The organism is Saccharothrix sp. NRRL B-16348 (assembly GCF_001280085.1).
GTDB lineage: Bacteria > Actinomycetota > Actinomycetes > Mycobacteriales > Pseudonocardiaceae > Actinosynnema.
Genome location: NZ_LGED01000079.1, coordinates 88,392 through 101,863 on the forward strand (window position 1 = coordinate 88,392; position 13,472 = coordinate 101,863).

The window sequence follows — 13,472 nt, forward strand, 5'->3', positions numbered from 1 at the left end:
TTTCGAAAGTTTCGTACTGCCCCCCGATATATACCGACCGTACGCAGGCGTGCGGGCAGCGTCAACGGTCCGGCGTGGTGGTGACGGCGGTCTCATCTGCTGCGTGTCCCGCCGGCGGGTAGATCAGCCGCCGACCACCATGCCCCATGTCGACCGGCTCAGCCGCCGCCGATGAGGCTTTCCGCCGAATCCGAGAGCAGGGGATTCGCCTCGGGGCCGTAGAAGTGGGTCAGGTGGTGCACGAATCGGCGTTCACGGCTGCTGACCCGGTCGATGAACGTGGACGACGCGATGCGCAGCACCCGCTGACCGGCGGCGGTGAACGGATCCACTGTGTTGCGCAGCCGCGGGTTCCACGAGTAGACGAACAACGCCTCCGGGCTCAACCCGAGGGCGGTCCACTCCGACCACAGTTGTTGCCAGCGCTCGGCGTCGTGTTCGAAGCGTTCGGCGGCACGGGGGTGCGGCCCGTCGAGGTTCAGCACCTGATCGGCGTCGGGACGCAGGCGGATGCGCACGTCACCGATGTAGGCGACGGGCACGCCCTTCCGGACGCAGAAGTTGAGCACTTGGGCCGCGGTGTCCACCAGCGGCTCGCCCTTGTCGTTCAACGAGGTGTTGGCCAGGATCGGCACGCCGGTGCGGTGGTGGAACGCGGTGAGCAGCCGCCGCAGCACCGGGTCGTCGTCGGGTCCCACCGTCTGGATCCGCGCCGTCCCGTCCAGGTGCAGCACCGCGGGGATCGCACCGCGCACCTCGTCGCGACTGGCGAACACCTCCAGCATGTACGGCGAGCTGCGGTTCTCCCGGAACCACTCGCCCACGTGCTCCTCCAGCACGATCGGCGCCACGGGACGCCACCACTGGCGCAACTTCACGTCGTTGAGGATGTCCTTGGTCCGCGCGGACCGGGGGTCGCCGAGCAGGCTGCGGTGCCCCAGCGCGCGCGGTCCGATCTCGGCCCGGCCCTGCACCCAGGCGATCGGGTGGTCGACCAGGTCCGCGCACACCTGTTCCAGGTCGAGCGGGGACACGTCGTCGACGACCGCCCCGAACTCCTCCAGCGCCCGGTCCAGGTCGCGGATCTCGCGGCCGTGGAACGCGTCGGCCAGGCGGAAGTCGGACCGGCCGGTCAACCCGCGGTCGTGCAGGGCCATGATGCCCAGGCCCAACGCCTGCCCGCCGTCGTTGGCGCACGGTGGCGCAGAAAGGGAGGCGAACCCGTACTTGTTCATCAGCCGCGTGTTGTTCGGGCAGTTGAGGGCGAAGCCGCCGCAGATCGCCAGGTGCATCCCGGTCAGGTCGAGGCCGTGCTCCTCCCTGATGTGCTCGATGTTGCGGTCCACCACCACCCAGGAAGCCCGATCCACCAGCTTCATCACCGCGCCGCGCAGGTTCTCCCCGTGGTCGAACCGGTCGTCGTACCGGGCCACGGCACGACCTTCAGGGGTGGCGAGCGCGGCGGTCACCACGTCCACGAGTCGGTCCAACAGCACGTCCGAGCTGTGGAAGACCTCGGCCTGCGTCCAGAACGGCAACGTGGCGACCAGGGACTCGACGTCGAAGTCGACCGTGCACGTGGTGGCGGAGGACAGCGCCATGAGCGTGCCCTCCTCCTGCTTGAACCGGCCGCGGGCGAGCATCCACAGCGGCGCGGGCGACTCGACCGGGAACGTCGTGATCGTGCCCCGGTCGACGATGCAGCCCGAGTAGATCGACTCGGGCAGCTCCTCGTCCAGTTGGAGGTCCGGGCCGGCGTCCAGGGCCAAGCCGAGGATCCGGCCCTCCCGCAGCAACCGCCAGTCCATCCCGATCGCGGAGAACAGGTGCGACGTGCTGTGGACCGACTGCCCCTCGCCCACCTGGCGACCGGCGAACCCGCGGTCGGTTTCCAGGTGGGGCGTGCCCCACACCTCGGCCATGTCGTCGAGCGACAGGCCTTCCTCGGCGAGCAGCACGTCGAGGAACGCGCGCGCGTCGTCCGCTTCGCGCAGCGGCAGGCGGTGGTGCTTCAAGCCGGTGACGCGCTCGAACTCCCAGTACCGCCGCAGCGTGATCACGTCGCCCTCGCGCCGCCACAGCGCGGCGCAGTGGTCGTGGCGCTGCACCGTGAGCGCGGTGATGTCCGGCGCCTCCATGTAGACGGACAGGAAGTGCTCTACGACAGCGGGCGGTTCGGCCGGGAAGTGCGGGTCCATCTCGAAGCTCCTCAACCGGTGCGGTGGCACCTGCCGGCCGTGATCGGCGGCGTCTCAGTGGTATGAACGGGCTTGCAGGCTGTAGAGCTCCGCATACGTGCCGCCACGCGCCATGAGCTCCTCGTGGCTGCCGACCTCGTGCACTGCCGCGCCGTTGAGCACGATGATCAGGTCGGCCATCCGCACGGTCGAGAACCGGTGGGACACCAGGACGGTGATCGCGCCGGTCCGGTGCCGCGAGTCCGAGGCGGCTTCCTCCGCGTAGCGCTCGAACAGCTCGTGCTCGGTCTCCGCGTCCAGGGCGGAGGTGGGTTCGTCCAACACGCGCACCAGGGCGTCGGTGCGCATGGAACCGCGGGCGACACCGATCTTCTGCCACTGGCCGAACGACAGGTCCACCCCGCCGTCCCAGGTGGCGCCCAAGCGGGTGTCCAGGCCGGCCGGCAGACCGTCCACGACGCCGCGCGCCCCCGCGCGGTCGATGGCGGGCCACACCGCGGCGGCGTCGTCCGCCGACGGCAGGTCGCCCACGCCCACCGAGCGCTTGGCGGTGAACTCGAACCGGAAGAAGTCCTGGAAGGTGCCGGTGATCCGCTCCCGCCAGGCCCGGGCGTGGTAGCCCGCGAGGTCGTCGCCGTCGACCGTGATCCGGCCGCTGGTCGGCTCGTAGAACCGGCACAGGAGCTTGATCAACGTCGTCTTGCCCGCACCGTTCTCGCCGACCACCGCCACGGTCGTCCCGGCGGGCAGGGTCAGGTCGACGTCGCGCAGGACCTCACGGTCGGTGCCGGGGTAGGTGAACGACACGCCTTCGAAGCGGATGCCGGTGCGCAGGCGCTCGGGTGGCGTCCCGCTGCCCTGGTCGCGCTGCTGGTCGGCCGCGTAGTCCTCCAGCCAGGCCAACCGGCGGGACGCGCCCAGCCAGTCACCGCGCAGGAAGTTCGCCTCCGCGACCAGGTCCGCCACGTACTGGGACACCCGGCTGCCCGCGACGAGCACGATCACCACGTCCCCGGCGGGTGCGTTCAGCGCGACGGCGACGTACCACAGCGCCGCACCGTAGGTGAGGCCGAACAGCAGCCACGTCGCCGACTGCCAGGCGGCGCCGCGCCACCGCATCGCCGACACCGCCCGGTACCAGCGCTCGCGGGCCTCGCGCTGCCGGGTCCGCACCACGTCGCCGAGCCCGGCCACGCGCAGTTCCTTGGCCGGTCCGGCGGTGGTCGCCAGGACGAACAGGTGACGGGCGCGCCTGCCGTGCTGGGCGGCTCGTTCCTGGGCCGTCCTGACCTTCTCCGCCCGCCACCCGGACACCGCCACGCCCGGCAGCGCCGCCAAGCCGAGCAGTGCCAGTACCGGGTGGACCGAGACCAGCAGCGCGAGGGTCAGCGCCACGCGGACGACGGACGCGGCGGTCGAGAACAACGAGCCGTAGAGGTGGTTGAGCGCGAACACCTGGTTGCGCAGGACCGCGAGCCGGTCCAGGTACTCGGGGCGTTCGTGGTGCGCCAGTCCGGGCGCCGCGGCCTGGAGGTGCGCGACGTGCGACTCCAAGGCCACCGTGATCCGGTCGGCGAACCCCTGCACCGCCCGCCCGGAGCCCACCGACAACAGCCAGATCGCCACCGTCAGCGCGCCCACCGCGAGGCAGGCGGTGTACGCCAGCGTGCGATCGCCCCTGGCCACGCCGTCGGCGAGCACCTTGAGGGCGAAGACCACGGCCACGTCGGGGATCACGCCGCAGATGGTCAACCCGCACGACAGCACGAGGAACTTCGGCTCCACCCGGTAACCGAACTTGAGCGAACGCCACAGGGAGCGCAGCGCGGGTGGTAGCTCGTCACTGTGTCGGGACATCCTGCTCCTCGTCGAACCGGGCGGCTTGGAGGTCGAACATCGTCCGGTAGCGGCCACCGGCGGCCATCAGCTCGTCGTGGGTGCCGGACTCGACCACGCGCCCGTGCTCCACCACGTGGATGAGGTCCGCTTTGCGCACGGTGGCGAAGCGGTGGGACACCAGGACCCGCGTGCACGACTCCGTCGCGGCGAGCAGGCGGTTGAACAGCTCCAGCTCCGCGCGCACGTCGATCTGGGCGGTCGGCTCGTCGAGCACGACGACGCCCGCGCCCATGCGCACCGCGCACAGGGCCCGCGCGATGGCCACCCGCTGCCACTGGCCGCCCGACAGCTCCGTGCTGTCGTCGTACCCCCGGCCGAGCACCGCGTCGAGGTCGGCGACCCCGGCCGCGCCGGCGGTGGCCAACGCCTCGGTGATGAACTCCTCGGGGGCGCCGGCCGGGCTGACGTTGTCGCGCAGGGACGCCTCGAACCGGACGAAGTCCTGGTAGATGACGCTGAGGCGGCGCCGCCAGTCGGCGATGTCGAACTCGCGGAGGTCGATGCCGTCGACCTCCACCGCACCCCGGTCGGGGTCGTAGAGCCGGGCCAGCAGCTTGGCGATCGTCGTCTTCCCCGCGCCGTTGAGCCCCACCACGGCCACCGCCTTGCCGGCGGGGATGACCAGGTCCAGACCGCGCAGCACGTCCTGCCCGTCGGGGCCGTAGCCGAAGTGGACGTCGCGGAACCGGATCTCGTGCGCCGGCAGGCCGTCGGCCGACCGGGTGCCGGAGGGCAGGTCGCCGTCGGGCGCCATGTCCCGTTCGAGGGCGAACACGCTGTCCACGACCTGGCCGCACATCGACAGCGCGGAGTTCAGCCCGCCGAAGGCGATGCCGCTCGCGCCGATGGCGGCCAGCACGAACACCATGGCCTGCGCCAGGCCGACCCGGTTGCCGGTGATGTCACCGGCGAGCACGACGAAGACCGGCACGTGGGCGGCGGTCAGCACGAGAAGCGACCACCCCAGCCCGCGCCGGTCCAGGCGGGTCGCCTCCAGCCTGAGGCGCATGAGCAGGCGGCGTTGAGTGGCGAACGACTCGACCAGCCAGTCCGCCAGCCCGAAGATCCTGATCTCCTTCGCGGCGGGCGCGTCGACCGCGACCCGGTAGCGGTACTCCGCCTCGCGCTGCGCGGAGGTCGCCTCGTCGGACAGCCTGCCGCGCCACACCGCGCTGTCCCGCATCAGCCAGTGGGTCGCGCCCCACGCCCCGCCCAGCAGCGGCGGCACCCACCAGTGGTAGCCGAACAGCAACGCGCACATGCCGATGCCGCTCGCCAACTGCACCAGGCCGGACGCGATGAACCCCATCGCCACCGACATCGGCGGCCCGGACAGGGCGAGGTCGAAGTCCCTGGCCCGGACCAGCTGCGACGCGTGGTCCGACCGTTCCAGGTGGGCGATGCCCTCCGGCCGGGTCGTGGTGGCCATCAGCCGCTGGTTCAGCCAGTCGGCCGTCCGGTCGCCGAGGTTCAGGCCCACCTCGGCGTACAGGGGTGGCGTCACGTGCATCGCGATGAACACCACGCCCAGCACGACCAGCCGCCCGGCGACGCCCTCGCCCCCGAGCACGGCGGCCACGACGCCGCTCATCGACAGCACGAACGCCACCGGCAGCACCGCCCGGACCACGAGCAGCCCGAACCAGACCCCGGCGAGCCCCGGCGCCGCGCGTCCCAACACCTCGAAGAAGCGCACCTCGCCGCGGTCGCGCAGGCGACCCACCGCACGTGCCGCCCGACCGGGCCCCACCGCGGTCATGCCTTCGAGACCATGAACGGGCCAAGCGCGAGCCGGTCGATGTCCGTGCGCAGGAAGCAGTCCACGGCCTGTTCCGGTGTCTCCACGATCGGCTCCCGCTCGTTGAACGAGGTGTTGAGGACGACGCCGACACCGGTGAGCTCGGCGAAGCGGGAGATCAACCGGTGGTAGAGGGGGTTGACGTCGGCGCGCACCGACTGGATGCGGGCGCTGCCGTCGACGTGGGTGACGCCGGGCAACGGCGGGCCGTCGGCGCGGCTCATCGCGTTGAGGCACATGTGCGTTGATTCCACCGTGATGTCGTAGTACTCGCCCTGCCGCTCGAAGAGCACGGACGGTGCGAACGGTCGGAACGCCTCTCGTCCCTTGACCACCAGGTTCAGCTTGTCCTTGATGCCGGGGTCGCGCGGATCGGCCAGGATGCTGCGGTTGCCGAGAGCCCGTGCGCCGAACTCCGAGCCGCCCTGGAACCACCCCACGACACCACCCGCGGCCAAGACCTCGGCGGTCTCCGCGGCGATGTCGGGCGAGCGCCGGAACACGAGCCGGTCCGGGTGCTTCTCCAGTGCGCGGACGTGGTCGTCCTCGCCGTAGGTGCGACCTGTGTAGGTGACAGGTCGGGTCATCGGCGTCCGGGGCAGGCCCGAACCGGTGTGGTAGCCGTGCATCGCGGCGCCGATGGCGGTGCCGTTGTCGCCGCACGCGCCGTGCAGGAACACCTCCCGGAACGGCCCTTCGGTCACCAGCCGGTAGTTGGCCGGGCAGTTCATGAACACACCACCCGACACGCACAGCGCGTCGGCGCCCGTGCGCTCGTGGATGGACCGCGCCTGACGCAGCACGACTTCCTCCAGCAACGACTGGACCGCCGCGGCGAACGCGGCCCGGACCGCGAACACGTCGGCGTCCGTGCGCGCCGCGGCCATCATCGCGCGGTGCACCGCGTCGAGCGCGTCGCGTTCGGCCCGGCCGAACCGGATGCGCCCCTCGTCGTCCACCAGGACGATGTGGCCGAGTTCGGCCGCGTCACCGGCCTTGCCGTACGCGGCCAACCCCATCGTCTTGCCCTCTTCGTACTCCCCGAAGCCGATGAGGTCGGTGACGTGGCTGTAGAGGACACCGGCGGAGTCTTCCACGAAGTCGAAGTTGGCCCAGCTGAACGGCAGCCGCTGGTCCTTGCGCACGACGGCTCCGGTGTCCCGGTGCAGCAGCCGGATGCCGTCGTCCCCGGCGAGGAAGTGGCTCGTGGTCTCGGCCCGGCCGTCGGCCATCGAACCGAACCCGTCCATCACCAGGACGGCCGCCTCGGCGTGCGGCGACAGGTAGAACGACGACGCCGCGTGGGAGAGGTGGTGGTTGATCGACCGCACGTCGGGGAGACCGCGCAGCACCGCCGGGAAGATCAGGTCGTTGCCGACCACCTGGTCGACGTCGTCGAGGGTGAGACCCGCCGCGTCCAGGCAGTACTGGATGCCCCGCAACCGGAACTGGTCGGTGGAGATGCGCCCCAGGGGGTGGTACTTGACCCGGGACAGCCGCTCCTCCTCGATCGCGACGACCACGGTCCCGTCCACCACCAGGCAGCACGAGAAGTCGTGGACGGAACCGCCGATGCCCAGGACGTTCATCGGGCGTGGCCCCCGGTGCCCGCGAGGGCGTCGGTGGCGTGGCGGCCCAGCAGGTCCCGGACCCGGTGGACCTCCGTCGACAGCGGCCGGTCGGCGGCCAACCGCGGGCTGGCCGCCAGGACCTCCGCCCACAGCCCGGTCACCGGCCGGAGCCCCAGGGCGTGCTGCGCCTGGGCGGCGGCCAGCCCGAGCGAGGCGACGACCAGCTCGACCAGCTCCACCTGTTCCGCCGTCCGCAGCGCGCCGACGAGCGACATGGGCACGATGTCCTGGTTGGACAAGTTCGTCGGCAGGGCGGTCGTGGTCGCCGGCAGCGCCTTCTGGCGCACCTCCGAGACCATCGCGCTGGCCGCGATCTGCACCCCGGCCAGCCCGCTCGTCGCCCCGGGGGTCGAGGCGAGCAACGCGGGCAGACCGCCGTTGGACGCCGGCTCGACCACCAGGGCCAGCTGCCGTTCGGCCAGGAAAGCCAGCTGGTGGGCCAGCACGGCGTGCTGGTCGGAGACCAGCCCGGTGTTGACGGCGTGGAAGTTGCCCGCGTGCAGCACCGCCGTCGCCGAGATCACCGGGTTGTCGGAGCAGGCCTCGGCTTCCCGGACCAGCAGCTCCTCGCCCGCCCACAGCTGGTCCAGCACCGACCCGATGACCTGGGGCGCGCACCGGAGCGAGTACGGCTCCTGGAGGGCTCGGGCTTTCGCCGCCGGTGTCTCGTCGGACAACTGGGTGCGGATCCACTCGACCGCGCGCGCGTGGCCGGGGAAACCGCCCCGCGCGTCCACCACGTCGTCGGCGTACGGCTCGGTCGAGGCGCCGAACACGTCGACCAGCCGCCCGGTGAGCACGGCCGCCGCCCACGACGACCGGACCAGCGCGACGTGGTTGCGCAGGGCGGCGGCGAGGCTGGCGCTGCTGCCGTTGACGAAGGCGAGGGCGTCGCGGGCGCCCCAGCGCACCGGGCGCAGGCCGAGCCGGGTCAACTCCTCGGCGGCCGGCACCACCACCGGTTCGCCGTCGGTGACGCGCCAGGCGTGGCCGTGGCCCGCGAACGCGAGGGCGGCGTGCGCCAGCGGCAGCAGGTCACCACTGGCGCTGACGCTGCCCTTCGCCGGCACGACCGGGGTGAAGCCCGCGTTGAACACCTCCGCCAACGCCGACCACGAGGCAGGGGTGATGCCGGAGTACCCGCGCTTCATGCCGGCCAGCCGCAACCCCAGCGTCAGGCGGGTGGTCGCGACGTCGAGCGGCGGCCCCTGCCCCGCGGCGAGGTGGTGGACCAGGTTCAGCCCTTGCGCGTTGTCGTCCACCCCCGCGGGGAACCGCGCCAGCGGCCCGAAGCCGCTGGTGAGCCCGTAGACGGGGGCGTCCGCGGCCAGCGCCTCGGCGAGCCGGTCGGCACTGGCGTTCATCCGCGCCGCGTCGGTGTCCGACAGCGCGAGCCGGCTGCTCCCGACCGATTCGACGATGGCCCACGCAGAACTTCCCGTCATGTCCAGTCGCCCCGTTCCCGATCAGCCTTGATCACGGTGTCGACTCTTGCCGGTCTTCCGCCGCAGTGCCTGTCCCTCGTTACGGGGACACGCACGGCGGTCGCGCCTGGGCACGACTAGGCCCGCCGGTCGGGATTCTCCAGTCGCCTCTTTAGGTGACGTGTGCGCGCACCGCCGCTGGTTGATCGTTCTCGGCGAGCACGCATTCTCGCGACAGCAGGGGGGCCAGTGCCGGACCACGTCGAAGTCGTACGCCCGCCGACGCTCCCACCGGTCGAGGATCTGTTGGACCGGCGGGAGCGCAGGTCCGACCTGACCGCGTTCGCCCGGTTCATCGCCGGCAAGCGCATCCTGGTCACCGGCGCCGGTGGGTCGATCGGCTCCCAGATCTGCCGGACGCTGCTGGAGTTCGCGCCCGCCTCGGTCGTCATGCTGGACCGCGACGAGTCCGCTCTGGAAGCGGTGCTCCTGCCACTGTCCCCTCGGGACGCGGGCTTCCCGGTGGAGATGGTCCTCGCCGACATCCGCGACGCGGCCAGGATCGGCCGGGTGGTGCGGGACAGCCGGCCGGACGTGATCTTCCACGCGGCGGCGCTCAAGCACGTGCCCCTGCTGGAGCGGCACGTCGGCGAGGCGTTCATGACCAACGTCCTGGGCACGCTCAACGTGCTCACCTCGGCGGCGGCCAACGGCGTGGGCACCGTGGTCAACCTGTCCACCGACAAGGCGGCGGCGCCCACCAGCGTGCTCGGGCGCACGAAGCACATCGCCGAGCGCATCACCACCTGGTACGCGGAGCGCGTGTCCACGACGTGCTACATCAACGTGCGCCTGGGGAACGTGCTGGGCAGCCGCGGCTCGGTGCTCGACGTCTTCCGGGCCAAGCTCGCCGCCGGCGCGCCGCTGCCGGTCACCGACACCCGCGCGACCCGGTACTTCATGACCACCGACGAGGCCGTGGCGCTGCTGTGCAACGCGTGCGTCATCGGCGCCGGTGGCGACACCCTCGTGCCGCTGCTGGACCGCCCGGTCAGCATGGGCGAGTTCGTCGACCGCATCCGGGCCAGGGTCGACGCACCGGTGGAGGTGGTGCAGACCGGGCTGCGTCCCGGCGAGAAGCTGCACGAGGTGCTGGTGGCACCCCACGAGCGGGCCGAGCCGCACCCCGAGGACCCCGCGGTCCTGCGCGTCCGGGTCGAGGCGTTGAACCCCGGTGGGCTGAGCGAGCTCCTGGTCGTGGACGGATCGGCCGAGCGGCTGGCCGACCCCGCGACGGTCGTCGAGGCAGGGAGCGCCCGGTGACCGTGACCAGGGCGCTGGACCGGTTCGGCTTCCCCGTCCGGTGGGCGATCGACTTCCGCCGGGCCCGCCACGCGTTCGGGCAGGTGACGTCGGCGCTGAGCCCGGCGGACCGGATCGGCCTGGACGCCGCGCGCCTGCTGCTCGACGGTGACGCGCGGGGAGCCGTCGACCTGCTCGCCGGACGTCCGACCGAGTCCTTCCGTGACCTGGTCAACCTCGCGACCGCCTACGAACTCCTCGGTGACGGCGCCGCCGGCAAGGCGTTCGACGCGGCCCGCGCCGTCGACGGGGATCGGCTCGCGGCCCTGGCGGCACGCCGGACGACCCGTGAGGCGAACCTCGTGCTGCCGTTCCCGGTCACCACCGGGGGCATGCGGGTGCAGGTCGACCTGGCCCGTGCGCTGGTGGACTTCGGCTACGAGGTGACCGTGGTGCAGGTGCGGGGCGACGACGCCCGGGACGTGCCCGGCGCGGACGCCTTCCGCGACGTGGTGGCGGTGTCGGGCCACCCGGAGCTGACCGACCGGTTGCGCGCCTCGCCGGCGGCGTTGACCGTGGTCGGCTGCTGGGTCGACTACCTGCCGGCCCTCCGCGCGGGGAACAGCGCCGTGGTGGGTTTCTCCGGCGGCGAGCCGACCCTCAACGAGAGCGACGGGTTCGACGAGGACTTCCTCGCCTACCGCCTCGACGCGCACCGGCTGCCGGTCGGCCTGATGACGTGCTCGCGGTTCATCCAGGACATCTACCGCGACGTGTTCGGCCGGGTGTCGGACTACGTTCCTGCCGCGATCGACGACCGGGCCTTCGACACCGGGCCGCGACCCGCCGACCGGCCGTTCCGCGTGCTGCTGATGGCTTGGGACGGCATCGGCGACAAGGGGCTGGCGTTCGCGGTGCCCGCCTTGGAGAACCTGCGCCGCCGAGGGCTCGACCTCGAGATCGTGTGGATCACCCCGCACGCGCCGGAGGTGTTCGTCGACCTGGACTGCGAGCTGCACGTCGACCCGCCGCGGGCTCGCCTGTTCGAGGTGCTCCGGAGCTGTCACGCCCTGGTGTACCCGCCCCTGGTCGACGGCCTCGGCCTGCCGCCCGTGGAGGCGATGGCGGCCGGAGTGCCCGTCGTGGTGACCGAGAGCGGCGGTTCCGCGGAGTTCGCGGCGCCCGAGGTGAACTGCGTGGTCGTGGAGAAGTGCAGCGTGGCGGCCATCGAGCACGCCGTCGAACGCCTGTACCGCGACCCGGCGCTCGCCCGCGAGCTGGCCGACGGCGGTCGTCGCGAAGCGGAGCGGTACCGGCCCTCCCGGTCCCGGTCGCGGCTGCGGCAGGTGCTGGCGGCGGACCGGCCGATCGTGTGCACGGACATCGCGTGACCGACCAGCGCACGAGGAGGTCGGGGTGAACGTCGTCGAACACGTCGAGCGCGGGGCGCGGCTGTGCCCGGAGCGGGTCGCCCTGCGCGCGGGCGACACGACCTGGACCTACGCCGACCTGGACGACACCGCGGGTCGGCTCGGGGCCTGGTTGCGCGCCGAAGGGGTCACCGAAGGCGACCGGGTCGCCCTGCGGCTCCCGAACACACCCGCTTTCGTCCTGGCGTTCCTCGCCGTGCTCAAAGCGGGCGCCGTCGCGGTGCCCCTGAGCACGCGGATCGCGGTCGACGAGGTCGAGCACATCCTGGGCGACAGCACCCCTGTCCTGTTGCTCACCACCGCTTCGCTCACCGCCGGACCGGCGCAGGGTGCCGGCGAGCGCCCCGCGTGCCGCCGGGTCCTGCTGCCGGAGCGGGGCGACCAAGCGGACTTCGCGGCCCTGGTGGAGAACCGCGCCGCGATCACCGCGGCCGACCGCGCCCCGGACGACCCCGCGATGCTCGTCTACACCTCGGGCACGACCGGGCGGCCCAAGGGAGCCGTGCTCACCCACCACAACGTCGTGTCCAACACCAGGGCCAAGGTCCGCTGCACGGGGCTGACCGGCGCCGACCGCGTCCTGCTGTTCCTCCCGCTCTACCACTGCTACGGCCTGAACGCGGTGCTCAACGCGTCGTTCACGGCCCACGCGACGGTGGTGCTGCTGCCGGGGTTCGACCGGGGGCGCAGCCTCGCGGCGATCAAGGACGAGCGGGTGACCGCCGTGTTCGCGGTGCCCTCGGTGTACCGGGTGCTGCTGGACGCGCAGGTCGCGCCGGAAGACCTGGCGGGCGTCCGGTACTTCATGTCGGCGGGCGCGCCCCTGCCTGTCACCACCCAGCAGGCGTGGCGGGACCGGTTCGGGCTGGTGATCAACGAGGCGTACGGGCTGACCGAGACCTCGCCGTTCGCCTGCTACAACCACGAGCGCCGGCACAAGGTCGGCTCGGTCGGCTCGCCCATCGAGGACGTCGAGATCAGGGCGGTCGACCCGGTCGGCGGCGAGCCGCTGCCCGCGAACGCGACCGGCGAGCTGGTCGTGCGCGGTCCCAACGTGATGGCCGGCTACTGGAACGACCCGCGGGCCACCGCCGCGGTGCTGACCGACGGCTGGTTCCACACCGGTGACCTGGGCTTCGTCGACGACGAGGGGTACGTCTTCCTGGTCGACCGGCTCAACGACCTGCTCATCGTGGACGGCCACAACGTCTACCCCGGCGAGGTGGAGCGGGTGCTGCTGGAGCACCCCGACATCGTCGACGCCGTGGTGTACGGCCGGCGGCACGAGGTGGTCGGGGACGTGGTCTGCGCCGGTGTCGTCCTCCGCCCGGGCGCCTCGCCGCCCCACGAGCAGCTGCGGGCCTTCTGCGCGGCGCGGCTCGCCTCGTTCAAGGTGCCGCGCGTGCTCACCGCGCTCGACCAGGTGCCCAGGAACGCCACGGGCAAGCCGCTGAGGCGGTCCCTGTCCCAGGGGATCGCATGACCCAGAACCGAAGGGTGGCGACAGTGTCCACGGACCCGGACATCGAGCACGAAATCCGAAAGATCATCGAGGTCGACCTGCGGTGGCCGGTGTCGCAGGGCGAGCTGACGTCGGCCACGAAGCTCGGGCAGGACGGCCTCAACCTCGACTCCGTCATGATCATCGAGTTCGGCATCCGCGTCGAGCAGCGGTTCCAGACCCAGTTCTCCGACGAGGAGATCCTCGGTCTCGCCGACCGGACCGTCGGGGAGACGGCGGAGTACCTCCGGCAGCGCCTCGCCGACCGGTCATGACGCCGACACCCGGA

General features: G+C 72.0%; 9 protein-coding genes. 4 read left to right on the forward strand and 5 right to left on the reverse strand.

Annotated elements, in window-relative coordinates:
* Positions 1-158: 158 nt before the first annotated feature.
* The 5 genes from ADK67_RS10190 to ADK67_RS10210 are packed head-to-tail and all read right to left on the reverse strand — an operon-like array spanning position 159 to position 8,971.
* Complete coding sequence (locus ADK67_RS10190) at positions 159-2,198, reverse strand: carbamoyltransferase C-terminal domain-containing protein (protein WP_053716150.1); 2,040 nt, start codon at positions 2,196-2,198, stop codon at positions 159-161.
* 54 nt (positions 2,199-2,252) lie between these two features.
* Positions 2,253-4,055: an ABC transporter ATP-binding protein gene (locus ADK67_RS10195; protein WP_053716151.1), complete on the reverse strand. Its 1,803-nt coding sequence runs from the start codon at positions 4,053-4,055 to the stop codon at positions 2,253-2,255.
* On the reverse strand, positions 4,039-5,856 hold the full coding sequence (locus ADK67_RS10200) for an ABC transporter ATP-binding protein (protein WP_053716152.1): 1,818 nt from the start codon (positions 5,854-5,856) through the stop codon (positions 4,039-4,041). The genes ADK67_RS10195 and ADK67_RS10200 overlap by 17 nt, the downstream gene beginning before the upstream one ends.
* Positions 5,853-7,484: a carbamoyltransferase family protein gene (locus ADK67_RS10205; RefSeq protein ID WP_053716153.1), complete on the reverse strand. Its 1,632-nt coding sequence runs from the start codon at positions 7,482-7,484 to the stop codon at positions 5,853-5,855. The genes ADK67_RS10200 and ADK67_RS10205 overlap by 4 nt, the downstream gene beginning before the upstream one ends.
* A complete protein-coding gene (locus ADK67_RS10210) occupies positions 7,481-8,971 on the reverse strand; it encodes an aromatic amino acid ammonia-lyase (RefSeq protein WP_053716154.1) in 1,491 nt (496 codons plus the stop codon). The genes ADK67_RS10205 and ADK67_RS10210 overlap by 4 nt, the downstream gene beginning before the upstream one ends.
* Before the next feature lie 285 nt (positions 8,972-9,256).
* On the opposite strand from ADK67_RS10210, the gene ADK67_RS10215 reads away from it, so the two are divergent.
* From ADK67_RS10215 to ADK67_RS10230, 4 genes are read left to right on the forward strand one after another with little or no spacing between them, the layout of a single operon-like run.
* The gene (locus tag ADK67_RS10215; protein ID WP_197289369.1) at positions 9,257-10,273 is read left to right on the forward strand and encodes an SDR family NAD(P)-dependent oxidoreductase; all 1,017 of its coding nucleotides are present in this window, start codon (positions 9,257-9,259) and stop codon (positions 10,271-10,273) included.
* A complete protein-coding gene (locus ADK67_RS10220; RefSeq protein WP_053716156.1) occupies positions 10,270-11,643 on the forward strand; it encodes a glycosyltransferase family 4 protein in 1,374 nt (457 codons plus the stop codon). The genes ADK67_RS10215 and ADK67_RS10220 overlap by 4 nt, the downstream gene beginning before the upstream one ends.
* Before the next feature lie 25 nt (positions 11,644-11,668).
* Positions 11,669-13,165 carry a class I adenylate-forming enzyme family protein gene (locus ADK67_RS10225; RefSeq protein ID WP_053716157.1) on the forward strand — a complete coding sequence of 499 codons (1,497 nt, stop codon included), beginning with the start codon at positions 11,669-11,671 and terminating at the stop codon, positions 13,163-13,165.
* A gap of 23 nt (positions 13,166-13,188) precedes the next feature.
* A complete protein-coding gene (locus ADK67_RS10230; protein WP_053716158.1) occupies positions 13,189-13,458 on the forward strand; it encodes an acyl carrier protein in 270 nt (89 codons plus the stop codon).
* Positions 13,459-13,472 lie beyond the last annotated feature (14 nt).